Source organism: Bradyrhizobium sp. USDA 4501, assembly GCF_054062115.1.
This window is the reverse complement of sequence record NZ_JBSSEX010000001.1, coordinates 8,169,046-8,193,612: the sequence shown is the minus strand read 5'-3', so window position 1 is coordinate 8,193,612 and position 24,567 is coordinate 8,169,046. Positions and strand designations below refer to the sequence as shown.

General features: G+C 65.4%; 25 protein-coding genes, 1 tRNA gene and 1 pseudogene. 9 read left to right on the top strand and 18 right to left on the bottom strand.

Translation table 11 applies throughout. The features are described from left to right. Positions 1-374: 374 nt before the first annotated feature. Both ACVWZM_RS38040 and mgtE read right to left on the bottom strand, forming a co-directional pair. On the bottom strand, positions 375-695 hold the full coding sequence (locus tag ACVWZM_RS38040; protein ID WP_028343385.1) for a helix-turn-helix domain-containing protein: 321 nt from the start codon (positions 693-695) through the stop codon (positions 375-377). Between the two features lie 126 nt (positions 696-821). After that, positions 822-2,243: a magnesium transporter gene (gene mgtE, locus ACVWZM_RS38035; protein WP_057020841.1), complete on the bottom strand. Its 1,422-nt coding sequence runs from the start codon at positions 2,241-2,243 to the stop codon at positions 822-824. A gap of 84 nt (positions 2,244-2,327) precedes the next feature. On the opposite strand from mgtE, the gene ACVWZM_RS38030 reads away from it, so the two are divergent. Both ACVWZM_RS38030 and ACVWZM_RS38025 read left to right on the top strand, forming a co-directional pair. Further along, positions 2,328-3,143: a polysaccharide deacetylase family protein gene (locus ACVWZM_RS38030; protein ID WP_057020842.1), complete on the top strand. Its 816-nt coding sequence runs from the start codon at positions 2,328-2,330 to the stop codon at positions 3,141-3,143. A gap of 96 nt (positions 3,144-3,239) precedes the next feature. Then, positions 3,240-4,619 carry a polysaccharide deacetylase family protein gene (locus ACVWZM_RS38025; protein WP_456855884.1) on the top strand — a complete coding sequence of 460 codons (1,380 nt, stop codon included), beginning with the start codon at positions 3,240-3,242 and terminating at the stop codon, positions 4,617-4,619. 6 nt (positions 4,620-4,625) lie between these two features. Here ACVWZM_RS38025 and ACVWZM_RS38020 read toward each other — a convergent pair. The 3 genes and pseudogenes from ACVWZM_RS38020 to ACVWZM_RS38010 form a co-directional block, all read right to left on the bottom strand. Continuing rightward, a pseudogene (locus tag ACVWZM_RS38020) lies at positions 4,626-4,999 on the bottom strand (hypothetical protein). A gap of 250 nt (positions 5,000-5,249) precedes the next feature. Then, positions 5,250-5,334 (bottom strand) — tRNA-Leu (locus tag ACVWZM_RS38015). A gap of 93 nt (positions 5,335-5,427) precedes the next feature. Continuing rightward, positions 5,428-5,673, bottom strand: a complete 246-nt coding sequence (locus ACVWZM_RS38010) for a FliM/FliN family flagellar motor switch protein (RefSeq protein WP_021080574.1) — start codon at positions 5,671-5,673, stop codon at positions 5,428-5,430. 60 nt (positions 5,674-5,733) lie between these two features. On the opposite strand from ACVWZM_RS38010, the gene lipB reads away from it, so the two are divergent. Continuing rightward, positions 5,734-6,462, top strand: a complete 729-nt coding sequence (gene lipB, locus ACVWZM_RS38005; RefSeq protein ID WP_141342691.1) for a lipoyl(octanoyl) transferase LipB — start codon at positions 5,734-5,736, stop codon at positions 6,460-6,462. 3 nt (positions 6,463-6,465) lie between these two features. On the opposite strand, the gene ACVWZM_RS38000 is transcribed toward lipB, so the two are convergent. After that, positions 6,466-6,891 (bottom strand): tautomerase family protein, encoded by a 426-nt coding sequence (locus ACVWZM_RS38000; protein ID WP_141342690.1) that lies wholly within the window; start codon positions 6,889-6,891, stop codon positions 6,466-6,468. A 115-nt stretch (positions 6,892-7,006) separates the two neighbouring features. Between ACVWZM_RS38000 and ACVWZM_RS37995 the strand changes: the two genes are divergently transcribed. Next, complete coding sequence (locus ACVWZM_RS37995; protein WP_253590625.1) at positions 7,007-7,864, top strand: LysR family transcriptional regulator; 858 nt, start codon at positions 7,007-7,009, stop codon at positions 7,862-7,864. An 18-nt stretch (positions 7,865-7,882) separates the two neighbouring features. Here the strand turns inward: ACVWZM_RS37995 and ACVWZM_RS37990 are convergent, their stop codons facing one another. The 4 genes from ACVWZM_RS37990 to ACVWZM_RS37975 all read right to left on the bottom strand — a co-directional run bounded on the left by ACVWZM_RS37990 (position 7,883) and on the right by ACVWZM_RS37975 (position 11,001). Next, entirely contained in the window at positions 7,883-8,245 is a 363-nt protein-coding gene (locus ACVWZM_RS37990) for a hypothetical protein (protein WP_141342732.1), read from the bottom strand. A 73-nt stretch (positions 8,246-8,318) separates the two neighbouring features. Beyond that, positions 8,319-9,755, bottom strand: coding sequence for a TIGR01777 family oxidoreductase (locus tag ACVWZM_RS37985; protein ID WP_456855883.1), 1,437 nt, complete (start codon positions 9,753-9,755; stop codon positions 8,319-8,321). Further along, positions 9,752-10,417: a DUF4166 domain-containing protein gene (locus tag ACVWZM_RS37980; protein WP_456855882.1), complete on the bottom strand. Its 666-nt coding sequence runs from the start codon at positions 10,415-10,417 to the stop codon at positions 9,752-9,754. Before ACVWZM_RS37980 ends, ACVWZM_RS37985 begins: the two co-directional genes overlap by 4 nt. 26 nt (positions 10,418-10,443) lie before the next feature. Next, positions 10,444-11,001: a GbsR/MarR family transcriptional regulator gene (locus ACVWZM_RS37975; RefSeq protein WP_057020860.1), complete on the bottom strand. Its 558-nt coding sequence runs from the start codon at positions 10,999-11,001 to the stop codon at positions 10,444-10,446. A gap of 230 nt (positions 11,002-11,231) precedes the next feature. Here ACVWZM_RS37975 and ACVWZM_RS37970 point away from each other — a divergent pair, with 230 nt between their 5' ends. Next, complete coding sequence (locus tag ACVWZM_RS37970; RefSeq protein ID WP_456855881.1) at positions 11,232-12,044, top strand: class I SAM-dependent methyltransferase; 813 nt, start codon at positions 11,232-11,234, stop codon at positions 12,042-12,044. Between the two features lie 9 nt (positions 12,045-12,053). Here ACVWZM_RS37970 and ACVWZM_RS37965 read toward each other — a convergent pair whose 3' ends face one another. From ACVWZM_RS37965 to ACVWZM_RS37950, 4 genes are all read right to left on the bottom strand, one after another. Then, positions 12,054-12,353 (bottom strand): acylphosphatase, encoded by a 300-nt coding sequence (locus ACVWZM_RS37965; RefSeq protein ID WP_253590005.1) that lies wholly within the window; start codon positions 12,351-12,353, stop codon positions 12,054-12,056. Next, positions 12,350-13,216: an isocitrate lyase/PEP mutase family protein gene (locus tag ACVWZM_RS37960; RefSeq protein WP_229193311.1), complete on the bottom strand. Its 867-nt coding sequence runs from the start codon at positions 13,214-13,216 to the stop codon at positions 12,350-12,352. The genes ACVWZM_RS37965 and ACVWZM_RS37960 overlap by 4 nt, the downstream gene beginning before the upstream one ends. Before the next feature lie 106 nt (positions 13,217-13,322). Next, positions 13,323-15,338, bottom strand: coding sequence for an acetyl-CoA carboxylase biotin carboxylase subunit (locus ACVWZM_RS37955; protein WP_141342728.1), 2,016 nt, complete (start codon positions 15,336-15,338; stop codon positions 13,323-13,325). 197 nt (positions 15,339-15,535) lie between these two features. After that, positions 15,536-15,742: a hypothetical protein gene (locus tag ACVWZM_RS37950; protein WP_016840474.1), complete on the bottom strand. Its 207-nt coding sequence runs from the start codon at positions 15,740-15,742 to the stop codon at positions 15,536-15,538. Between the two features lie 341 nt (positions 15,743-16,083). Between ACVWZM_RS37950 and ACVWZM_RS37945 the strand changes: the two genes are divergently transcribed. Further along, positions 16,084-16,863 carry a thermonuclease family protein gene (locus tag ACVWZM_RS37945; RefSeq protein WP_456855880.1) on the top strand — a complete coding sequence of 260 codons (780 nt, stop codon included), beginning with the start codon at positions 16,084-16,086 and terminating at the stop codon, positions 16,861-16,863. A gap of 174 nt (positions 16,864-17,037) precedes the next feature. Continuing rightward, on the top strand, positions 17,038-19,506 hold the full coding sequence (locus ACVWZM_RS37940) for a PAS domain S-box protein (RefSeq protein ID WP_456855879.1): 2,469 nt from the start codon (positions 17,038-17,040) through the stop codon (positions 19,504-19,506). 19 nt (positions 19,507-19,525) lie between these two features. Here the strand turns inward: ACVWZM_RS37940 and ACVWZM_RS37935 are convergent, their stop codons facing one another. The 4 genes from ACVWZM_RS37935 to ACVWZM_RS37920 all read right to left on the bottom strand — a co-directional run bounded on the left by ACVWZM_RS37935 (position 19,526) and on the right by ACVWZM_RS37920 (position 23,780). Beyond that, positions 19,526-19,774: a septal ring lytic transglycosylase RlpA family protein gene (locus tag ACVWZM_RS37935; protein WP_245467148.1), complete on the bottom strand. Its 249-nt coding sequence runs from the start codon at positions 19,772-19,774 to the stop codon at positions 19,526-19,528. Between the two features lie 153 nt (positions 19,775-19,927). Beyond that, positions 19,928-20,377, bottom strand: a complete 450-nt coding sequence (locus ACVWZM_RS37930; protein WP_057017046.1) for a PPC domain-containing DNA-binding protein — start codon at positions 20,375-20,377, stop codon at positions 19,928-19,930. 81 nt (positions 20,378-20,458) lie between these two features. Beyond that, the gene (locus ACVWZM_RS37925) at positions 20,459-23,161 is read right to left on the bottom strand and encodes a bifunctional diguanylate cyclase/phosphodiesterase (RefSeq protein ID WP_456855878.1); all 2,703 of its coding nucleotides are present in this window, start codon (positions 23,159-23,161) and stop codon (positions 20,459-20,461) included. A 124-nt stretch (positions 23,162-23,285) separates the two neighbouring features. After that, positions 23,286-23,780 carry an ArsI/CadI family heavy metal resistance metalloenzyme gene (locus ACVWZM_RS37920; protein ID WP_456855877.1) on the bottom strand — a complete coding sequence of 165 codons (495 nt, stop codon included), beginning with the start codon at positions 23,778-23,780 and terminating at the stop codon, positions 23,286-23,288. A 94-nt stretch (positions 23,781-23,874) separates the two neighbouring features. Here ACVWZM_RS37920 and ACVWZM_RS37915 point away from each other — a divergent pair, with 94 nt between their 5' ends. Beyond that, positions 23,875-24,102 (top strand): hypothetical protein, encoded by a 228-nt coding sequence (locus ACVWZM_RS37915; RefSeq protein ID WP_076831245.1) that lies wholly within the window; start codon positions 23,875-23,877, stop codon positions 24,100-24,102. Positions 24,103-24,194: 92 nt separating this feature from the next. Next, positions 24,195-24,545, top strand: coding sequence for a hypothetical protein (locus ACVWZM_RS37910; RefSeq protein WP_168858090.1), 351 nt, complete (start codon positions 24,195-24,197; stop codon positions 24,543-24,545). Positions 24,546-24,567: the final 22 nt, after the last annotated feature.

Genomic DNA, 24,567 nt, shown 5'->3' with positions numbered 1-24,567 from the left:
CGGGTTGTTTCCGGTTACACCTGTGGTCCTACCCCCGAGCTTTCTACCTTTTGCTCGGGGCCCATGGGTGCGATCGGCACCCGGCTTTCCCTGCGCCCTCTGTTCAAGAGAGGGCGGAACACAAAGCAAAGCTCGGGCAGATCATGTCGCGAGGACGCGGAAGCTTGATTCACAGCTCGCGCAACACGCTCGCTGTCGTCCCTGCGAAAGCAGGGACCCATAACCACAGATCGGCATTGTTGCGGGACGGTCGAACGAACGAGTCCCGTTCACAACACGGGCCGCGGAGTATGGGTCCCTGCTCCCGTGCGCAATTGCGCACTAGGCAGGGACGACACCGAGATTGCAGCGATGATAGAGCGCGCCCTACCCGCTCAAGCCGCCGTCGGCTCGCTCGACAGCGCGGCGAACACCGTCTCCGGCGAATGGGCGATCACGGCGAGCAGCGCGCGGGCGGGTCCACGCGGCGCGCGCTTGCCCTGCTCCCAGTTGCGGATGGTTTCCACCGGCACGCCGAGCTTGGCGGCGAATTCGAGCTGGGTGAGCTGGGCCCGGCGGCGCAGATCGCGTACGGCCGGCTGCGCTGCCGCAGGCTGCATCGCCGCCTGGTCGGGATGTGCGGGCACGAGCGGGATTTCCTGCCCGTCGCGCAATTCGACGATCCGTCCGTCCGCCTTGAGCCGCAACCGCTGCATGATGGCCCCCGTGATGGCCGCTTGGAGATAGCGGCATCATCGATGAAGCGCGTTAAGTTCGGATTAACGATAAGCGGCCCGGCGCGGCTCGCGCCCGGACCATGCGCCGCCCTGCCCGCGAGCGCGTTACTTGAGGCCGAACCACAGCGTGGCGATGCCGAGGAAGGAGAAGAAGCCGACCACGTCGGTGACGGTGGTGACGAAGGTGCCGGAGGCGACCGCGGGGTCAGCCCGCACCCGTTCCAGCACCATCGGGATCAGGATGCCGCCGAGCGCGCCGGCGACCAGGTTGCAGATGATCGCAAGCCCGATCACGATGCCGAGGCCGGGGATCTTGAACCAGGCCACCGCGGCGACGCCGGTGATGACGGCAAAGGCGATGCCGTTGACGAGCCCGACCATGGTCTCGCGTAGCACCACCCGCATCGCGTTGTACGGGCCGAGCTCACGGGTGGCGAGCGCGCGCACCGCGACCGTCATGGTCTGGGTCGCGGCATTGCCGCCCTGGCTCGCCACGATCGGCGCCAGCACCGCAAGCGCCACCATCTTCTCGAGCTGGCCCTCGAACAGACCGAGCACCGACGAGGCCAGGAACGCGGTGGCGAGATTGACCAAGAGCCAGTTGAAGCGACCGCGGGCGATGGTCCACACCGTGTCGGACAGCTCTTCGTCGCTGGTGACGCCGCCGAGCGCCTTCAAGTCTTCGTCTGCCTCCTCCTCGATCACGTCGACGACGTCGTCGATGGTGATCACGCCGACCAGCCGGTCGATGGTGTCGACCACGGGAGCTGCGACCAGGTTGTACTTGCCGAACATCCGCGCGACCTCTTCCTGGTCCTCCAGCGCGGAGACCCGGCGGCGGTCCTCGTCGATCAGGTCCTTGATCGGAACCGGGCGGCGCGTGCGCAGCAGCACGTCGAGCGGCACCACGCCCAGCAGGTGCTTGTCGGCATCGACCACATATATTTCATAGAAGCGATCCGGCAGATCCGGCGTGTCGCGCATATAGTCGATCGCCTGCCCGACATTCCAATCCGGCGGCACCGCGATGAACTCGGTCTGCATCCGCCGGCCGGCGGAATTCTCCGGGTACAGCAGGCTCCGCTCGATGTCCTCGCGCTCGGCCGCCGGCAGCTTTTCCAGGATCTCTTCCTGGTCCTCCTCGTCGAGGCTCTCCAGGAGCTCGACGGCGTCGTCGGATTCGAGCTCGCGGACGCCCTCGGCAACCGTCTCCGGCTCGAGTTCCTCTAGGATCTCCTCGCGGACCGTCTCGTCGACCTCGTTGAGCGCCGAGAAGTCGAAATCGGTGCCGGTGATCTCGACCAGGGTGACGCGGTCGACCGGCTCCAGCGCCACGATCAGGTCGCCGAGATCGGCCTCGTGCAGTTCCGCCACTACCTCGCACAGCAACGGCCGGTCGGCGGCGTGGATGGCCCGGGTGATCGCCGCGACGAATTCGCCGCGGAGCTCGCCCTCCTCGTCCCGCATCGGCATCCGGGCCAGCGGATCGGCCTCGGCGGGTTCGGCAACGTCGAAATTCTCGGCCATGCCGTGTTTCGCCGGTTTGACAGGAGGGGAAAAACTGGTTGGATGAGTGCGGAACGGATTACCTAATCGGTGGGGCCCAGTGCAATGAGAAAGATGTCGAGCGCACCGCGACCGCTCCGGAAGGCTTTCGCGGCGCTGGTCGCGCTCGCGCCTGTTGCACTGTTCGGCTCGGCGCACGCCGCCGAATGCCAGCGCAAGGACGCGCTCGGCACCTCACGTGTACTCGAGGTCGACCCCGCGACCTATCCGCGCGTCGGGCTGAAGAGCTTTCCGCAGACCCTGCCGCTCAGGGATGGCGAGGTCGTGCTGACCTTCGACGACGGACCGACGCCGGGGGTCACCGACAAGGTGCTGACGGCGCTGGCGGCCGAATGCGTGCAGGCAACCTTCTTCATGGTCGGCCGCAACGCGGCCGATCATCCCGATATGGTCCGCAAGATCGCGCGCCTCGGCCACAGCATCGGCTATCACAGCTGGGACCATCCGCATCTCAACAAGCTCCCGCTGGATCAGGCCGAGGCGAACATCAACCGGGGGATCGAAGCGGTCCAGAAGGCCCTGCGCGGCACCGCAAGCACGGTCCCGAGCACGCCATTCTTCAGGTTCCCCTATTTCGAATCGACACCCGCCCTGCTGGACCATCTGGAAAAGCGCGGTATCGCGGTGTTCGGAGCCGATTTCTGGGCCAGCGATTGGAACAAGATGACCCCCGAGGAGGAACTCAAGCTGCTCACCGGGCGGCTCGAAGGCCACCGCAAGGGAATTATACTGCTGCATGACCCGCAAATGCGGACAGCCGAGATGCTGCCCGCCTTCTTGAGGTACCTGCAGGAGCATAAATACCACGTCGTCCACATCGTCCCGGCGGCGCTGAAAACCGTGTCCGACCGGACACATTGAACCCGGGACGCTAGGTGGATTACAGACCGTTAAGGCGGCATTCATGGCGCCGCACCTAAGGATTCGTCAGTGCGTTTGGAATGCGGCCGAGATTCGATGATTGCAAACGTCCTGGTGATGATCCGGAAGCGGTCGCGGACCGTGGTCCGCGCAGCGCTGCTGGGCTGCGGCTTGATGACGCCGTACGCCGCCCTCGCCGCAGACTGCCCTAACCCCAACGCACTCGGCACCTCGCGGACCCTCGTCGTCGATCCCAAGGAGCATCCCCGGATCGGCACCATGCAGTACCCGGAGACCTTGCCGCTCGCCGATCACGAAGTGGTACTGACCTTCGACGACGGGCCGCTACCTAAATATAGCAACCAGGTGCTGGCCATTCTCGCCAGCCAATGCGTCAAGGCGACCTTCTTCACCATCGGCTCCCAGGCCCGGTTCAATCCGGAGGGCGTGCGCAAGCTGATCGCGGCCGGACATACCGTCGGCACGCACAGCCAGAACCATCCGCTGACGATGAACAAGATGTCGCTCGAGAAGGTGCGGCAGGAGGTCGACGACGGCATTGCCTCGACGCTCGCAGCCCTCAATGGCGACAAGAGCAAGCTCGCGCCGTTCTTCCGGATTCCCGGCCTGATGCGCGCCGAGATCCCGGAGGCCTATCTGGCGTCCCAGGGCATCCAGGTCTGGAGCGCCGACTTCCCCGCGGACGACTGGCGCCACATCTCGCCGCAGCGGGTCTATGACCTCGCGATCCAGCGGATCGAAGCCAAGCGCAAGGGCATCTTGCTGCTGCACGACATCCAGCCGCGCACCGTTGCGGCGCTGCCGCGCATCCTCAACACGCTGAAGGAGCGCGGCTACCGGATCGTTCATGTCGTGCCCGCAACGCCCGATCGCCCGGCGACGCCGACCCAGCCGCAGCAATGGTACCTGCATCCGCCGACCGAGACGGTGGCGACCACGCGCTGGCCCAGGATTCCGAACTTCGTCTTCACCGCGACGCGGACGCTGCCTGCCCCGGTGCTTGCCGACATGGATTGGCGCGATGCCGACATCCTCGACCACGCACAGCGCACCCGGGTCGCGATGCCCGTCCGCACGCTGTGGCCGCAGCCCCAGCTTGCGCGGTTCGCATCCGTCCCGACATTGCCGGTCCCGGCGCCCGACGTGTTCCGCGTTCCCGAAGCGCTCGACCTGACCCTGCTCGCAGCCCGATCGACGGCCAATCGCCGCCTCGTGCAGCGTGCGACAATTGGCGTTGGCGTATCGCGCGCGCAGGCGTTCTCCGCGCGCCAGGCCAGGCATCCGAAGCAGGCTGCGCATCAGGGGCCCGCCCCGGCGCACGGCCGAGGCCACGGCGCGCCCTTGCATGTCGCGCCGCCGGCTGCCGACAACGCGTCAGTCCACGTCGCCAATAATGTGAAGAAGCGCACGCCGCGCGCCGAGGCGGCGGCGGCCGGCAAGCGCGTGCCTGATTGACGTGATCTAGCTGGCCACGATCTTGGCGACGCAGAGCAGGATCACCAGCGCCAGGAACAAGATATCGATATAGGATTTGATCTCGCCGGCATGCCTGAGCACGGTGACATCGGCGACGATCTGCCTGCGCGAGGCGACAGCATTTGGCCCCTCGCCGGCCGCCGCGGCGAGCCGTCGCGTCTCGCCCTCCAGGCGCTCGATGCGCTGGAAGAAATAGAACGAGCGCAGGCCGGAAAAGCGTGCATCGCCGCATAGACCAGGACCAGAATTGCGACCGTCGCGCGCTGCTCGTACTTCTCCAGAAGGTTCAGCGTGAAATAGACCAGCCCCAGGAACACGAAGTTGGAGACCACACGGTAGGCGTAGCTCGCAAAGATCATCAGGCGCTCCGGTAAGGCAAGCTTGCAGCCGCGCGATTGGGGGAAAGCGGTCGGCTTCGGTCGGCAACACCAAACCGGTAAGGCCATGCATCCGCGAATCTACCTGACCGGTGTTACATGACCGCATCGACCTGCACCTCCACGTCACCCGCCTGCACTCGTCGGACCTGCCCCCGGAGGCACGGGCCGGCATAGCCGGCGAGCGGCCACGCTCCGAAAAGTCCAGCGATTTCAAGGATCAGCTGAGGTGTGGTGCGCTCGGAGGGACTCGAACCCCCACGGTGTTACCCACTGCCACCTCAAGGCAGCGCGTCTACCAATTCCGCCACGAGCGCTTGGGATACCGGATGGAACCCCGAAGGCACCGCCGGATCGACGGGGCCATGTAACAAATCACGGATGCAGGGACAAGGCGATTAATGCGGGAATTAACTGCGAACCCCGGGAGATTTCGGCAGCATTTGCTTGACCTCGACCGCAATCCGGTTGCGGTCGACCAGGACCACCCCGCTGGCCACCGGCAGGTTGTTGGCGAGGATCTTGACCTCGTCGGCCTCGGTGGCATCCAGTTCGATGATGGCACCGCGGGATAGCCGCATGACCTGGTGAATCGGCATCGTGGTGGTGCCGAGGACCACCATGAGATCAACGCTGACTTTATCGAGGGTGGGCACTTCTGAACCGCCGAACGGGAACTAGATTGTGGGTTCACCTGACCACGTTAGGGTTAGCTAATGGTTAACGACCGCCAAAGCCTCGATTTGACGACCTTTGCGCGCCCTTCGGGCGGCGAAGCGGTCGAATGGCGGATTTCCGACCGCGCGGTGCCCTACCTCGATTCGCTCGCCGCAATGGACGAGCGGGTAGTGAAGATCGCGACGGGCGCGGCCCCCGAACTGGTATGGCTGCTGGAGCACCCGCCGCTCTATACCTCCGGCACCAGCGGCAAGGCCGACGATTTGCTCGCGCCGCGCTTTCCGACCTTCCAGAGCGGCCGCGGCGGCCAGGTCACCTATCACGGCCCGGGCCAGCGCGTCGCCTATGTGATGCTCGACCTCAAGCGGCGCCGGCCCGATGTGCGCGCCTATGTCGCTTCGCTGGAGGAATGGATCATCCGCACGCTGGCCGCCTTCAACGTCCGCGGCGAGCGCCGCGAGGACCGCGTCGGGGTCTGGGTCCGGCGCCCGGACAAGGGACCGGGCCATGAGGACAAGATCGCCGCGATCGGCGTGCGGCTGCGCCGCTGGGTCTCCTTCCACGGCATCGCGATCAATGTCGAGCCTGATCTTGCGCACTTCCAGGCCATCGTGCCCTGCGGCGTGGTCGATCCGCGCTACGGCGTCACCTCGCTGCTCGATCTCGGACTGCCGGTCACGATGGCCGATGTCGACATCGCGCTCCGGCAGGCATTTGCCGAGGTGTTCGGCGACACCGCAGCGCGCCTGCCGGAAGCGACGTCATAGGCTTCACGCCGCCTTCTGCGGCGCGACCTCGAGCTTGCCGGCGATGTAGCGGCGCTCCTGGGTAAGGCCGCCGAAGCCGTAGGCGTCGCCCTTCACCTCGTCGACATGGGCGTAGCTCTCGGTATGCAGCGGCCCGAGCAATTCGCCCATCCGCTTGAACAGCGCCGCGAGATAGGCCGCCTTCTCGTCCTTGGTGTTAGTGCCCTCGGTGACGTGGATGTCGAGCCAGTAGCTCGCAAGCCCCTGCTCGGCGAGCGACTTGCCGCCTGCGAACCAGTTGCCGGCATCAGCCGACTTCACGATAACAGCGGTGACCTTCGGATCCTTGTGCAGAATCCGTGCGGTCAGGTCCGACACGGCGGCGGCGATGTCGGACTTCAGCGACGGCCTCTCGCGCGAGGTCGCGTAGGTGACGGTGATGAGCGGCATGATCGGTCTCCTTGAATTCGGTTGGCGCGGGTCAATTGCGCCTCCTCTAGCTAGACCTTCGCGCATCATGTTGGTATCTTATCTAGATTGATAGCAATGATAATAATCCTTGATCATGACTACCACGCTCGATATCGACACCGTGCAGGCCTTCCTCCTCGTCGCCGAGCTGCAAGGCTTCACCCGCGCCGCCGAGGCGCTTGGCACCACGCAAGCGGCGATCAGCATGAAGTTGCAGCGGCTCGAAACGGTGCTGGGCAAGCGGCTGGTCGAGCGCTCGCCGCGCGCGGTGCGGCTGACCGCCGACGGCGCGGCCTTCCTGCAGCACGCCCGCGCGCTGATCGAGGTGCATGATCGCGCGCTGGCCGGCGAGAAACCGGCGCGGCAGCAACTCACGCTCGGGATCAGCGATCACGCCGCGGGCCCGGAGCTGGTGCCGCTGCTGGAGCGGCTGCACGCGATGGCCTCCCAGCTTGCCCTCTCCGTGACCATCGGCTTCTCGCGCGAAATGCTCGACGCTTATGATGGCGGCGAGCTCGACGCCGTGATCGTGCGCCAGGAAGGCAGCCGGCGCGGCGGCGAGAAGCTGACCGAGGACGAATTCGGCTGGTTCGCCGCCAAACGCTTCGTCTGGCCGCGCGGCGATGCGCTGCCGCTCGCGACCCTGGCGCCGCCTTGCGGCGTGCGCGCCCTCGCCGTGCGCGCGCTTGACAAGGCCGGCATCGCCTGGACCGAAAGCTTCGTCGGCGGCGGCGTCACCGCGGTGGTGGCGGCCGCGCTTGCAGGGCTTGCCGTCGCGCCCCTCGTCCGCCGCATCGCGCCGCCGGGCCTGGTCGATATCGGCCCTGCCCACAAGCTGCCGCGGCTCGGCACGTCGAAGGTGATGCTGCATTCGAAAGTCAGCGATCCCGCCAAGCTCGCGGCACTCAGGACGCTGGCCGCGACGTTTCGGAGCGTGGCGTCTGCGGCATAGGTTGAACATCGTAGCGGTTCACATCGAGTCTTCGCCTGCCGCCAGTTCGCACATGACGAACCAGTAGGTCAGGCCGGCGACAAACCCGGCCACGACGAACAGGCAAACCAGTCCGGATGTCCAGACAGCCGGGGATCGTAGAAGGACAGTGATGCTCAACGCACCGATCGCCGCGCCTGCGCAGGCGAAAAATCCCGCGGTTCGGATATGGAACTCCTCGGTGAACCAGACGACGATCGCCGTGGGAATTGCTGTGAGCAGACAAGTGATGACGAAGATCGCGGCCGACGGAAGCAGCATCACGACGATGCCGTAGATCAGCCGCGCGACATCGCCGTGCGACGTCATCATCACAATGGTCTGACCGACGGCGGAAATCACCGCAGTCGCCGCGCCACAGCCCGCAAGCCAACCTCCGAATGCACGGGAACAGGTGCTGCACATCGAGGCCTCCTCACAGGATCGCATCGAACGCGCTGCGCAAGGTTTCGTGTCGGAACACAAAGCCGTTGCTCAGCGCCTTGTTCGGCAGCACGCGCTGGCCGCCGAGCAAGAGCTCGTCGGCGAAATCGCCGCCAACGGCGCGGAGCAGCGCCGCCGGCACGCGGAAGATCGCCGGCCGGTGCAGACGGCGTCCGAGCTCCTCGGTGAATTTCATGTTGGTCACCGGGATCGGCGCGGTCGCGTTGACAGGACCGGACAGTTCAGGTCTCGCAATCACATGCGCGATCAGGCGCACGAGGTCGTCGCGTTCGATCCACGACATCCACTGCTTGCCCGAGCCGAGCGGGCCGCCGAGGCCGAACTCGAACGGCGTCAGCATCCGCGTGATGAAGCCGCCATCGATGCCGACCACGAGACCGATGCGCAAATATGCCACGCGCACGCCGTGATCCGCGGCCGGCTTCGCCGCATTCTCCCAGGCCTCGCACAATTCGTGACTGAAGCAGGCGTGGGATTTCGCCGACTCCGTCAGCACCTGGTCCTGCCAGAGCCCGTACCAGCCGATCGCGGAGCCGCTCACGAGCACCGACGGCTTGCGTTCGAGGCGCGCGATCAGCTTGATCACGTCAGACGTCATGTCGATACGTGAGGCGATGATCTTGCGGCGCTTGGCCTCGGTCCAGAGGCCGTTGCCGATCGGCTCGCCCGCGAGATTGACGATGGCGTCGATCCCGTAGTCGGCGGGCAATTGGTCGAGGCTCGTGACCAGCGTCACCGGCGGCGGCAGCATGTCGGCCTTTGCCGGATTTCGGATCAACGCAATCACCTGATGGCCGGATGCGGTGAGGCTCGCGACCAGGCGGCTGCCGATGAAGCCGGTAGCGCCGGTGACCAGCACGGTCTGCCGCGCCGGCAATTTCTCGACCAGCGTCGCGGCCGGCACGCTGGCCAACCGTCCGAGGCGCCTCGTCGCGGCAAAGTCGCGCGCGCCGAACAGCGCGACGCCGAAGGCCGCAGTCGTCGCGAACAGACTTAACGGACCCGCATAGGCCGGCGCGACGGCGGTCGGCAGCATCGCCCAGCCGATCAGGACCGGCACCAGCAGCACGAGGATGGCGCCGTAATTGATCGCCAGCAGCGTGTGATTGATCCGCTCGCTCGGCGGCAGCTTTCGGCTCAGATCCTCCTCGACGAAATCCATCAAGGTGATGACGACCTCGACGACGAGGACGGCCATGATCGCGATCGCAAGGATGCCGTGCACTTGCAGCCAGCCGAGCACGAGGAACAGCAGAGCATAGAGCATGTTGCGCACGCTGTGCAGCTGCAGCTCGTGGCGCTGCGAGGGACGCCAGGCCAGCCGCTCGGTGAATTCGTGGTGATAGAACGTATCGAATGCGCCCATCGCAATCTGGATGGCGACAAGTGTCCAAAGCAGCGGCGTCATGGCGTGGCCTCCCTGAACACGGCGGACTGACGGATCAGCCTGCCGAAACGCGGGTGGATGATCTCCAGCGTGAAGCGGAAGTCACCGCAGCCGAGATCGGAATGGGTCACGGTGAGATCGCCCGGCGTGAGCCATTCGGGCAGCGGCCGGCGAAACGGGCCGAGTTGCAGCGAATAGCCGACGCTGCGAAACACCAGCGCCTCGTGCTCGACCGCGATCCGCAGCGCCATGCTGACGCCGAAGCCGACATATTCCTCGAGCCCGGTCGAACCGGCAAAGCGCTTGGCGGAATGAATCACCTGCGGGAAGCCGTCGCGGCGCGCGCAGATGCGGGTCCAGACCTGGCCGCCGCTTGCCGCGTCCTCGGTGACGGTGACGATCATCGGCACGCGCGTTTCGGTGCCGGTCGGGAACGGTCCGCCGATCAGCCGCGCGGCCTGCGCCAGCCACCAGCCGATGCGGCTGCACGCGGCTTCCTCGACCTCGCCGACATAGACGACGGTGTTGCCGTCCTCGAACCGTTTCGAGAAACGCCGCCAGATCGCAACCGGCAGGCGGCCCCAATCCTCGTCCGACAGCAATGCGCGGAAGCGGTGGTCGTCGAGCAGCTTTATATCGGAAGCCGGCGCTGTCTTTAAGGTGGATATCCTTGCTGACGCCATCGCACGCTCCCGTTACGCCGCCGCCTTTATTTGGCCCTGCCCGTGGGCAGGAAACTCACGATCTTCTCGCCGAGCTTGATCAACGCGACCAGGCGCGGCCGCGGCACGTTCAGCATCTGCGTGTACCAACGGTCGACCAGCTCGGTGAATGTCAGCATCTCCTTCAGCCGCTTGCTGGCGAGCGGGCTGATCGCGGGATCGTCGGCCGCGTCGGAGACGCAGGCGCGCAGCGCTACAAGCGCGGGATCGATCTCGCGCTCCTTGCGCCCCGCCGCGATCCTGGCCGCGACCTCCCAGATGTCGGTCTCGGCCTCGAAGTGGTCGCGGCGGTCGCCAAGGATCGGCACCCGCCGGATCAATCCCCAGGACAACAGCTCCTTGATCGAGTTGGAAACGTTGGAGCGCGCCATGCCGAGGGTGTCGGCGATGTCTTCCGCCGTCATCGGCGCTTCGGCAAGGTAGAGCAACCCGTGGATCTGGCTGACCGAACGGTTGACGCCCCATTCGTCGCCCATGTCGCCCCAATGCAGGATGAAGCGCTCGACGACGGCGGGAAGTTTTTTCTTGGCGGTTATTTCTGTCATAACAGAAATATCAGACGGTTCGGAGCAGAAGTCAAGGCTGGCCGGTGCTGTCCACGACGGCGCACGAGACATGGCAGGTCTCCTGACCTATCCGGCGCCTCGGCGAATGCCGTGCATCGGAGGTGAGGAGTTTTCCTTTGTGGCCCCCGAGCTCTTCGTCCAAGCTGATCCGCGTGGATGATGGGCCGTGCGCCGGGTTGCCGGCGTCGCGGCCGCAAGGGAGATTGCGCATGCCAGCGTCCGACAAGGAGTTCGTTGGATCCATTCCAGAGCTTTACGACCGGCTCCTCGTGCCGATGATTTTCGAACCCTACGCACGCGATCTGGCGCAACGCGCCAAGGCTCTTGGCCCGCGCGACCTGCTTGAGACGGCAGCCGGCACCGGCGCCGTCACCCGCGCGCTGTCGTCCGCGCTCGGCAGCGACACCAGGATCGTGGCGACCGACCTGAATGAGCCGATGCTCGAACGAGCGAAGTCACAGATGCCGAGCGGGACCGCAATCACCTGGCGGCAAGCCGATGCACTGAACCTGCCGTTCGACAATGCGAGCTTCGACGTCGTCGCCTGCCAATTCGGCGCGATGTTCTTCCCCGACAAGCCCAAGGGTTATTCGGAGGCGCGCCGCGTGCTGAAGCCGGGCGGCCGTTTCCTGTTCAGCATGTGGGGTCGCATCGAAGACAACGAGTTTGCCGACGTGGTGACCCAGGCATTGGCGGAGGTCTTTCCGGCCGATCCGCCGCGCTTCCTGGCGCGCACGCCTTATGGCCACTACGCGGCCGACCCGATCCGGGCCGACCTTGCAGTCGCGGGCTTCAGCAAGATCGAAATCGACGACGTTCGGCTGCAAAGCCGGGCCAATGCGCCTCATGATCCTGCGATCGGCTTTTGCCAGGGATCACCGTTGCGTGGCGAGATCGAGGCGCGCGGCGGTATCGGCCTTGATGCGGCGACCGAGCATGCCGCATCGGCCGTTGCGCGCCGCTTCGGCAGCGGCGCGATCGAAGGCCGGATTCAGGCGCTGGTGATCTCAGCGGTCGCGTAACGACTCGCTTCAGATCGTGGGCAGGACCGAGAACCGCTCCCCTGCCCGGCGCTGGTTCAAAAGATCGGAATTGCCAGATCCGGCGTGCACGGCAGCGACGCGCGCCGAGAACGGACCGCGGCCACATGCCGTGATCATTTCAGTGACGACGTCGTCGGGACCGGCGAATACCGCCTCGACGCTACCGTCGCGGCGGTTGCGGACCCAGCCTTCGAGGCCGCGTGCGTTTGCCTGCTCGTCGACCCAGGCGCGATAGCCGACACCCTGGACGCGGCCGCTGATGGTGACGTGGCGGATCACGCCGCTCATTTCTTCAGACCGAGGAACTCGCCGCTGCGCGCCTTGGTCTCCGCCTCGCGCATGACGCGGCCGGTCAGTTCGGACGAGGCAATGCCCTTGAGGTTCTTCGGCGAGGTGCCTTCGCGCAGCGCCTTCAGCGTCTCGTAGACGGCCTGGGTTGCGGCCGCGAATGGCGCGTGGCCTTGCAGCGCGATCCTGACGCGCCGGCTTGCCAGATAGTCGAGCGCGGTCATCTCCTCCGGCGCGCCGCCGAGCACGATCGGCAGCGTCGTCGCGGCCGAGAGCGCCTCCAACTCGCCACGCGATTTGATGCCGGTGAAGAACAAGCCATCGACGCCGACCGCCTCATAGGCCCTGGCGCGTGCGATCGCATCGTCGAGACCGGTGATCGAGACGGCACCGGTCCGGCCCAGGATGACGAGCGACGGATCGCTGCGGCCGTCAAGCGCCGCCTTCATCTTGCCGACGCCTTCCTCCAGCGAGATCAGCTGGGTCTTGGCCTGGCCGAACACCTGCGGCAGCAGCGTGTCCTCGATGGTGAGGCCGGCCGCGCCGGCGGCCTCCACCTCCTGGACCGTGCGGCGGACATTGAGCGCGTTGCCGTAACCGTGGTCGGCATCGACCAGCACCGGCAGCGTCGACGCACGCGACATGCGGCGTATCTGCTCGGCGAATTCGGTCAGCGTGATCAGCGCAATATCGGGATCGCCGAGCACGGCGAGCGACGCCACCGAGCCGCCGAACATGCCGAGCTCGAAGCCGAGATCTTCCGCAATCCGGATCGAGGTCGCGTCATAGACCGAGCCCGGGCGGATGCAGGTCGATCCGGTGAGAATCGATCGCAGGGCTTCGCGGCGTTTGCGGAAGGCCATGATGTGTCTCCATCCACGTCATTGCGAGGAGCAAAGCGACGAAGCAATCCATCTCTCATCATATGAGGCTAGATGGATTGCTTCGCTGGCGCTCGCAATGACGGTGCTAAGCGAACTCCAGGATCAGCGCGTCGACCGCGAGCGTGGCGCCGGCGGCGGCGTGGATCTTCTTGACCGTGCCGTCACGCTCGGCGCGCAGCACGTTCTGCATCTTCATGGCTTCGACCACCGCCAGGGTCTCGCCGGCCTTGATCTCCTGCCCCTCGGTCACCGCGATCGACACCACGAGACCAGGCATCGGGCACAGCAACTTCTTGCCGGTGTCGGCGGCCGAGACCACCGGCATCAACCGCGCCGAGGTCGCCTCGGTCTCGGTGAAAACATAGACCGGGATCTCAAAACCCTGATGCGCGAGGCGGAAGCCGTTGTTGATCGCCCGCACCTGCACGGCGACGAAGTTGCCGTCGATGGTGCCCTGCCAAACCGGATCGCCCGGCACCCAGCCCGACACCAGATTGTGCGGATTGCCAGGGAGCCCGTCGGCGGCAATGAAGCGCACCGCGATGGCGTCACCCTCGCGGGCGACATCGAGCGCGATCTCGGCGCGGTCGAGCCACACCGCGCGGCGGCGCTCGCGCAGCACCACGCGGCCGCCCATCTGGCCGGAGATCTGCCGCTTGCGCTCGCCCAGCACGTGGTCGATGGCGGCGCCGACCGCAGCCAGCCGCCGCGCGAACTCGCCCTCGGGTGCGTGCGCCGAAAATCCCTTGGGGAACTCTTCCGCAATGAAGCCGGTCGACAGCCGGCCCTCGCGCCAGCGCGGATGGTTCATCAAGGCCGACAGGAACGGAATGTTGTGCCGGATGCCGTCGACATAGAAGGCGTCGAGCGCGGTCGCCTGCGCCTCGATCGCCGCGGCGCGCGACGGGGCGTGGGTGACGAGCTTGGCGATCATCGGATCGTAATGGATCGAAATCTCGCCGCCTTCCTGCACGCCGGTGTCGTTGCGGATCGTGATGCCGTCATGGCTGGCCTCGGCCGGCGGACGGTATTTCACCAGGCGCCCGATCGACGGCAGGAAGTTGCGGAACGGATCCTCGGCATAGACGCGGGATTCCACCGCCCAGCCGGTCAGCGTCACGTCCTTCTGCGCGATCGCGAGCTTCTCGCCGGCGGCGACGCGGATCATCTGCTCGACGAGATCGATGCCGGTGATCAATTCGGTGACGGGATGCTCGACCTGCAGGCGGGTGTTCATCTCCAGGAAGTAGAAGCTCTTGTCCTGGCCGGCGACGAATTCCACGGTGCCGGCCGAATCGTAGTTCACGGCCTTCGCCAGCGCGACGGCCTGCTCGCCCATCTTGCGGCGGGTGGTCTCGTCGAGCAGCGGCGACGGCGCCTCCTCGATGACCTTCTGGTTGCGGCGCTGGATCGAGCACTCGCGCTCGCCGAGATAGATCACATTGCCATGCTTGTCGCCGAGCACCTGGATCTCGATGTGCCGGGGATCGACGATGAATTTCTCGATGAAGACGCGGTCGTCGCCGAACGACGACTTCGCCTCGGCCTTGGCGAGGTTGAAGCCTTCGGCGACCTCCGCCTTCGAATGCGCGATGCGCATGCCCTTGCCGCCGCCGCCGGCGGAGGCCTTGATCATCACGGGGTAGCCGATCTCGTCGGCGATCTGGACGGCGTGCTTGTCGTCCTCGATGACCCCGAGATGACCCGGCACGGTCGAAACCTTCGCCTTCGCCGCGGCCTTCTTGGATTCGATCTTGTCGCCCATCGCGGCGATGGCGCCGGGGTTCGGACCGATGAAGACGATGCCGGCGGCCTCCAGCGCGCGCGGAAACGCCTCGCGCTCGGACAGGAAGCCGTAACCGGGATGCACCGCCTGCGCGCCGGTCTTGCGGCAGGCCTCGACGATCTTGTCGATCAAAAGATAGCTCTCGGCCGCGGCGGGCGGTCCGATCAGCACGGCCTCATCGGCCATCTCGACATGCAGCGCGTCGCGGTCGGCCTCGGAATAGACGGCGACCGTCTCAATCCCCATACGGCGCGCAGTCTTGATGACCCGGCAGGCGATCTCGCCGCGGTTGGCGATCAGGATTCGTTTGAACATGCTCTTCTTGCTTGGGCTTTTTCGGACTTCGAATTGTCCATTTGGCAGGATTCCTCCCCGCGCAATCTGGCACGGGCGATTGGGCGTAATCACTCCGTTGGTACAGCAAATTGCCCCGGAGGCAACGGTCTAATGCAGACCCTGCCCGCTGCCCGGCCAGTCCCTGGTCAGTCCTCGGCGGTAGCCCGATCGGTATTTCAGCCCGAATAGGTCTTGAAGCGGCCACGTGAATGAGCCTTCGCGACGGCCTTCATCAGCTCGCTGACCTCGTTCTCCAGGAATTCATTGGCCACGATCAGCGCCCGGATGGTGGCGCGCAAATTCCCGCCGCAGGCGGAAATGGCCTGATCGACAGCGGCTTCCAGCCCGTCATCGTCGTCAGATTCGGGCCGTGCAGACATCATGGGGTATCCGGGATTCAGGTGGTGCATCATGTTCCTATTTTGTTCTCATCAAGTCAATTGGATCTTTGATCGGGCGCGGCCTCCTGGGCCGTCTTTCTCTTCCGCCGCCAGCGCGCGAGGCATTGCAGGCTCCAAATGCCGGTGATGATTTCGGCGGAGGACGTTGATAACGAAACTCGCCCATGCGCATCCCTTCAATGGCAATGTCCGGCCGTTCTGCGCCACGGAATGCCGATCGGGATGTGACGGTTCGCACGCCCCGCTCGCGAACAGTCCTTGGTTGGATCGTACCGGCTTGTGCTAGAAGTTCGGCTGCCCGCCAAAGATCTGAAGTTGAGAAAATGCGGTTTCGAAATCCGGTCGCCACGACGCTTCTCCTGGCCTTCCTGTCTGCAACCACCAGCCCGACTGCAACCGCAGGCCCCACGGCCACTGCGGTCATCAAGGACGCCGGCACCGTTCAGCTCGGCAACACGACCTATCGGCTCGACGGCATCGACGCGCCGGCGGTCGATCAGCTCTGCATCGACGAGCACGCCGACGCCTGGACTTGCGGGATCGAGGCGCGCGACCAGCTGACCAGGCTGATCGGCGGCAAGCCAATTCATTGCGACGATATCGGCGTCGATCCGACCTTCAAGAAGCGCCGCCTCGGCGTCTGCAAGATCGAGGGCGACCCGACCAGCCTCAGCCAGGTGCTGGTCCAGAAGGGCTATGCTCTCAATGTCGAGGGGTCGGCCACTGGCCGATTCAAGCCGGATGAAGCCACCGCCAAGGACAATCGCGCCGGGCTCTGGAAGGGCTGCTTCGTGGCGCCGCGCGATTTTCGTACGGCCAGGAAGGATGGCGCCCTGCTCGGCAACGCCTGCCCCGCCGACCGTGACACGCAGATCCGCAATGTGCTCTTCCCCGACGACCTGCCGATGCCGGCCAGCTGCAACATCAAGGGCAAATACGCCGTGCGCGCCCGCGTCACCGGCAATGTCGGCATCTACCACCTGCAGGCGTGCCGCGGTTACCCGGGCCTCGGCAATCCGGATCGCTGGTTCTGCTCCGAGGAAGATGCACAGGCCGCCGGGTTCCGCCGGGCCTATAATTGCCGGCCGCCCAAGAGCAAATGAAGAGCTCGTGGATTGCATCGTCATTCCGGGGCGCGAAGCGAACCCGGAATCTCGAGATTCCGGGTTCGACGCTTCGCATCGCCCCGGAATGACTCAGCCTAACGATTGCCGTAAATCAAGCTGGCAAAGCCGCCGCGTCCTGTGTGAGACTGCACCGAGAGGTTGCCGGCGCGTATGACCCCATCCGATCCCGCTGATGTGCTTCCCGAAGCTGCGGCAGCCGAACGGCTGCGGCAGCATCTTGAGGAGATCGCGCGCGAACGCGATCGCGCCCATCGCGAGCTCCAGGAGCGCGAGGCGGAGCTGGCGCGGATCCAGCGCATCGCGCGGGTCGGCGGACTCGAGATCGATTTCCGCGACGGCGTGCGCAACCGCCGCTCTCCCGAATATCTCCTGGTGCATGGGTTGCCACCCGAAGAGGTCAACGAGACCTATGAGAACTGGGTCGCGCGCATCCACCCCGAGGATCGCGAGCGCACGATCCGGCACCTGTTCGGCGTGCTCAAGGCCGGCGGCGAAGACTACACGGCCGAATACCGCATCATCCGCCCGAACGACGGCGAGAGCCGCTGGATCCGCGTCGTCGCCAAGATCGAGCGCGACCGCAGCGGCCGTGCGCTGCGGCTGGTCGGCGCCGATCTCGACGTCACCGATCAGATGCTGGCACAGGAGACCCTGCGCGAGAGCGAAGAGCGCTTCCGCCTGATCGCCGACAGCGCGCCGGTGCCGATCTGGGTGACCAAGCTCGACCGCACCCGCTCCTTTGCCAACCAGGCCTATCTCGACTTCCTTGGACTGCCGTTTGAGGAAGCGATCGTGTTCGACTGGCGCAAGGCGCTGCATCCGGATGACCTGCCGCAAATCCTGCAGGAGCAGATCACCGGCGAGCTCTCGCTGAAGCCATTCGTGCTCGAGGCCCGCTATCGGAACGCCGCAGGCGATTGGCGCTGGCTGCGCTCGGAATCGCAGCCGCGCTGGGACCCGAACGGCAAGCACATCGGCTTCATCGGCGTCGCCCACGACATCACGGCGGCCAAGGAAGCCGAGATCGAGCTGCGCAAGCTCAACGAGTCGCTGGAGCGGCGCATCCTGGAGCGCACCGCGCAGCTCGAATCCCGCGAAGCGCAGACGCGCGCGATCCTGGAAACCAGCCATCAATACCAGATGCTGCTCAACCGCGATGGCGGCCTGCTCTACACCAACCAGACGGCGCTGGCCGGCATCTGTACCGATGCCGCCGACGTCGTCGGCAAGCCGTTCTGGGACACGCCGTGGTTCGCCGCGACCGAGGGCATGCCGCGCGTGATCCAGAATGCCTTCGCGACCGTGATGCGCGGCGAGGAAGTCAAGATCGAGATGCAGCTGCGCCTGCCGATCGGCGAGCGCTATTTCGATTTCGCGATGCGGCCGCTGCAGGACCAGCACGGCACCATCGTCGGCGCCGTTCCGGAGGCCGTCGATATCACCGAACGGCGCCGCGGCGAGGAAGCCCTGCGGCAATCGCAGAAGATGGAAGCCGTCGGCCAACTCACCGGCGGCGTCGCGCACGATTTCAACAACCTGCTCACCATCATCCGCTCCGCGACCGACTTCCTGCGCCGCCGCGATCTACCGGATGACCGGCGCCGCCGCTATATCGATGCGATCTCCGAGACCGTGGAGCGGGCCTCCAAGCTCACCGCCCAGCTATTGGCATTTGCGCGCAGGCAACCGCTCAATCCGGAAGTGTTCAATGTCGGCACGCAGGTCGACAGCGTGACGCAGCTGATCCGCCCGCTGGTCGGCGCGCGGATCCACATCGAGGTCAGGATCGAGGATCCCGACTGCTTTGCGATCGCCGACATCGGCCAGTTCGAGACCGCGCTACTCAATCTCGCGGTCAACGCCCGCGATGCCATGAGCGGCGAAGGCCAGCTGACGATCGGCGTCCGGAAGGTCAAGAATATCCCTGCCCTGCGCGCCCAGGCCTCGCGCAGCGGCGATTTCGTCACGGTCTCGATCCAGGACACCGGCACCGGCATCTCGCCGGAAAACCTCGACGCGATCTTCGAGCCGTTCTTCACGACCAAGGAGGTCGGCAAGGGAACGGGTCTCGGATTGAGCCAGGCCTTCGGCTTCGTCAAGCAATCCGATGGAGACATCGAGGTCACCTCTACGCCCGGGCACGGTGCGACCTTCACCATCTATCTGCCGCACGCGATGCGCCCGGCGGACGCCAAGGTCGCCGCCAGCGCGGGCACCGAGCAGGCTTCGATCGGCCGCGGCTATCGCGTCCTCGTGGTGGAGGACAACGACGATGTCGGCCAGTTCTCCACCGAGCTGCTCGAGGATCTCGGCTATTCGGTCAAGCGCGCGGCCAATGCCAATGCCGCGCTCTCGATCCTCTCGGAGAACGAGTTCGCCGCCGACTTGGTGTTCTCCGACGTGATCATGCCGGGCATGAACGGCGTCGAGCTCGCCGGAATCATCCGCGATCGCTTTCCTGGACTGCCGGTGGTGCTGACCAGCGGCTACAGCAACGTGCTCGCCGAGAACGCGCACAGCGGCTTCGAGCTGATCCAGAAACCCTATTCGGTCGAGGCGCTGTCACGGACGCTCCGCAAGGCGATCGCCGAACAGCGGGCGACTGCTTCCAGGCCCTGATCCTGCCGCCGGCCGCGCTCTACTGGATCACGACATGCGCGACGCCGAGCTGAAGGATGCCGAGCGCGCGGGCCGCCGTGGTCGACACATCGATGATCCGTCCACGAACGAACGGGCCCCGGTCGTTGACGCGGCACCGGATCGATTTTCCCAGATACGAGACGGTGATCATGCTGCCGAATGGCCGCTTGCGATGCGCGCAGGTCATCTCGCCACTCCTGCCGATGCCACGATAATAGGACGCAAGGCCACTCTCTGCGTTTGCCATGCACGAGGCAAATAGCAGCATGGCCGCGGACGTTGCTGCGGTTTTCATTGATCGCCTGCCGGTCGAGCCCCGCAAGGGAACGCGGTTCCACGGGTTCGGTTCCGCGCCTCGGCGTCGGCAGGTCGATTTTTAGGAACTTTTCGGAGGAAAGCGTCAGGCGGTCGCGGCTGGATCGATCAGGGCAATGCCGAGCTCGGGCCGCTTCCGCCGGCGAAGCCTGGCGGGGGCTTCGGTGACCACAACCTCCAGTGTCGGCCGAACGATGCCGGCAAGCAGATGGCCGCCGCGCGTCGATCCATCCGACAGTCCGAGCACGATGTGAATATGCAGGCTGGCCTTGCCGTCGTCGCCGGTCGCGATATCGCCGATCGCGCACAGCACCTCGCATTGCTCGTTGATCTCGATCTTCCGATAGCTCTTGGATGCGAAATCGAACCAGCCGACGGTTGCCCGCTCGAACGCGCCGATCGCGGTGAGCGATGCCGCCGTCACCTTCGCATCATTGGCGAACTTCGTCAGCGCGCCGAACGCTTCCTCGCCGCTATCGAGCACGACGACGTGAACCTGCGCGCTGGGCGCATCGGACACGAGCTTGCTTTTCATGGACCGCCTCGCCTCTCAAGAGCTTCCAGTCTCAATCGGAGACGGCGACGATTGTTCCTGAGGGGCCGGATCGGCAGGCGCTCAGGCGGCGACGCAATCGGCCGCGAGCAGCGTCCGCAGGTCCCGCGCAGGAACCGGCCTGCTGAACAGGTAGCCCTGCATCTGCGTGCAGCCGAGCATCTGCACGGTGTCGCGCTGCTGATCGGTCTCGACGCCCTCGGCGGTGGTGATCATGTTGCGGTCGGCTGCGATCGAGACCACGGCGCGGATGATCGAGGCCGAGCCGCTGTTGCGGGTCACTTCCTTGACGAAGCTGCGGTCGATCTTGATCTTGTCGAACGGGAAGCGTTGCAGATATTGCAGCGATGAGTATCCGGTGCCGAAATCGTCGAGCGCGATGTGGACACCGAGCGCGCGGAGCTGGCCGAGCGTGACCAGCGCCGCATCGTCGTCGGCGATCAGCACCGCCTCGGTGATCTCGAGCTCGAGCCGGCGCGGATCGAGCCCGCTCTCGGCAAGTGCATTCGCAACCTTCAGCGCCAGCGTCTCCGACTTGAACTGGATCGGCGAGACGTTGACCGCGACGCGCACATGCGCCGGCCAGGCTGCCGCCTCGGTGCAGGCGGTGCGCAGCACCCACTGCCCGATCTCCTCGATCAGCCCGGTCTCCTCGGCAACCGGTATGAACTCCGCCGGCGAGATCATGCCGCGCACGGGATGCCGCCAGCGCAGCAACGCCTCGCAGCCGGTCACCTCGTCGCTGCGCAGGTCGACCAGCGGCTGGTAGTGCAGCTCGAAGCCGCCCTCGGCCAGCGCGATACGCAAATCGGCCTCCAGCGCGCGGCGCAGATTGGCCTGCGCCTCCATCGCCGGATCGAAGAAGCGATGGGTCCTGCGGCCCGCCGCCTTGGCGGCGTACATCGCAAGGTCGGCACATTTGAGCAGGCGGAACAGATCGGAGCCGTGGCGCGGGGCGATCGCAATGCCGATGCTGGCGTCGCTCGACAAATGGTGGCCGAGGCAGTCGAACGGCGTGCGCAGCGACTGATAGATGCGTGCGACCAGGTCGCCGACGTCGTCGTCCGAGGTGACGTCGTGCTGGACGATTGCGAACTCGTCGCCGCCGAGCCGCGCGATGAAGTCGTTCGACCCGACCGACTGGCGCAACTTCTCGGCGACGCGCCGGAGAAACTCATCGCCGATCAGATGGCCTAGCGTGTCGTTGATCCGCTTGAACTCGTCGATATCGATGTAATGGATGGCGAACTCGCGCGTGGCGGCCTCGAGCAGCAGCCCTTCCGCGTGGCGCTGGAACAGCGTCCGGTTCGGCAGATTGGTGAGCGCGTCGTAATGCGCGAGATACTCGATCCGCGCCTGCGCACGCCGCCCGTCGGTGACGTCCTCGAGAGTGGTGGCCCAGCCGCCGTCGGGCGCACGCTTATAGATCAGGCGGATGCTGCGACCGTCAGGCGTCATGATCACGGAGTCCCGAACCTCATCGCCCCTCGGGTTGGTGAAGCGGGCGCAGTACTCGTCGACGTCGCCGACAAACGAGCCGATCGCCTGGCGATGCAGGATCAGCTCGCGCAGATGGCAGCCCGGCCTCGCGACATCAGGCGAGAGGCCGAACATGTCGATATATTGCTGGTTGCAGATCACGAGCCGCGCCGAGGCGTCGAACAGCAGCAGCCCCTGCGTCATGGTGTTGATGGCGGTGTCGAGGTGCTGGCTCTTCTCGGACAGCCTGCGGCTTGCCGCATCGTGCTGCCGCTGCAGCTGGCGGACGATCAGGAAGACCGCGAAGCTGATGATCAGTACCGCCAACACGGCTGCGCAAAATTGCAGTTTGGTCTGAGTGCGCCAGTCCTCCAGCGCGCTCGATGTTTTCGTGGTAGCGAGGATCAGGATTGGAAAATGCGACAGCGATCTGACCGCACCGACGTTCTCCTCGCCTGAAGCGCCAACGAACCGTCCCGAGGTGTTGCCGCCAAAGCTGATGACCTTCTGAAACACCGGCAGATTGATGATGTTGCGACCGATCACGCCGGCATCCTGCGGATAGCGTGCGATGATGGTGCCGTCGCGGTGGATCATCGAAATCACGGTGTCGCCGCTCAGCGCCAGCGAGGCGACGAAATCCTCGAAATGGCTTGGCTCGACGCCGCGGCTCGCGAAGCCGATGATCTCGCCGTTGCGCCCGGTGATCTTGCGCGCAAAGATCGTGGTCCAGTTGCCGGTCACCTTGCTCATTGCGGGCTCGACGATGACAGGAGACGTTGGCCGTCCCGAAGTGAACTCCTGGAAATAGCGCCGGTCCGCAACGCTGATGTCGGGCACCGGCCACATCTCGGATGAGTTGATCAGCCATCCCTTGGCGTTGAACAGATTGAGCCCGCCGACATGCGGCAGCGCCGCCAGCCGCGTGCGCAGCATCTCGTGCGCGCTCAGGAGCGACATGTTCTTTTCGAACTGATCGGCGGTCTCGACCTGCTCGGCCCGCAGGTAATTCACGATGTCGTCGTGGACATGCTGGAGATCTGTAAGCTGCTGATCGAAATGCCGCGACAGCAGCAGCGCAGTGTTGTTGAGCTCGCGCTCGGACATCTCCAGCGCGCGCTCGCGAAACTGCAGCGCGAGATAGCCGGTGCCAAGCGTGATGGCGAGCACCAGCAGCGCGGCGCTCAAGACGAGCCACTGGATCGCGCCCATCCTGCTGGTGCGCAACACACCCTTGATCGACAGCCGCCGGTATTCCGGCACGCTGCTCGTTGAGACAACCGACATTTTCCTGCCCCTGTGGGTGCCCTTGTACGGGAACACAACCCAAGGGGTGGTTAGGAAAATCAGTTATCGGAGGGTTAAGGCCAGCGTGGACTCGCGCGCAACTGGCCCCTCGGCCGCTCCGTGCTCACTGGCTGCAGCAAGCCGAAGCCCCGGGCGGCGCGGCCTTGGGCTGTGGGGCGCAACACGCGCTCTGTTTGTCTTCCTGCTTCTCGTGCGCGATACGCGCGGTCCGCTCGCCGGTGCCGTCGCCATAGACGATGCTCTCACCGGTCGTGTGGAACGTCTCCCACGCGATTCCCGCGGGATCGTCGATCCACGACTTCTCCGACTTGGCATAACAGCACACCGTCTGGCCCTGCTCGATGACCTCGCCGCCTGCCTTGCGCAGCCGTCCGTACACCTCGCCGAGCTCTTCAGCGCTCTCGACCTGAATGCCAAGATGATCGAGGCCCGGTTCGCGGCCACGGCTCGATATCGCGAAGTTGACGCGGGGATCGTCGAGCATCCATTTGGCATAGTCTGATTTCACGACCGTCGGCTCGGCCCCAAACAGCGCCGAGTAGAAGCCGACCGATTGCGGGATGTCCTTGACCGCGACGTGAACATGCATGCGCTTCATGGGGCAGTCCTTTCAGAGCGGCGGCGCTGGATGGATATTCCATCCCAAGCATGCTCAGATATCAACAGTGTTACAACAGGAGTTCTGCTGCGGAATGGATGCGCTGACGCTGTTCGGGTTATTCGCCGTGACCATGATGCTCGTCTGCTATGCGGCCGAAGATCGCAGCCCCTGGTTCATCCTGGCCTTCGCTGTCTCCTGCGCGCTCGGCTCGGCCTACGGTTTCCTGCAGGGCGCCTGGCCGTTCGGCCTCGTCGAAGCGATCTGGGCGGTCGTCGCGGCGCGCCGATGGCTGCTGCGCCGAACCGCAGACCGCGCGTAACGTTATAGTATCCGCGGCCAATCTGTCGCGGACCGGAACTTGAATGCGCGCGGGCACGGCGCTAAGTAGGCCCCATGGACGCTTCGCGCACCATGATTCAGTCTTCTCCTCACGCAACGGGATCGCGCCGCTGGCGCAGCCTGCTTGCGGGACTGATTTCGCTTGCGCTGGTGCTGTCGTTCTTCCACGGCTGGACCTCCGACGGCGATGCCGACGCGGCTCCCGGCTTCTCGATCGCGCAGTCGATCAACGACGCCGGCGGCAAGGCTCCGGCGCATCCCGCCTCGCCTCACAGCGACCATTGCCTGACGCACGTCGCCTCCGTGGCTCCGCAGGAGGCCGCGTTCCCGATCGCCTATGCGCCGCACAGCTACGGCGACACCAACATCGGGCTGCCGGCTTCGGCCGATCGCCGCTCGCCCTTCAAGCCACCCCGCGCCTGATCCGGTCGACGTGACCGGCCGT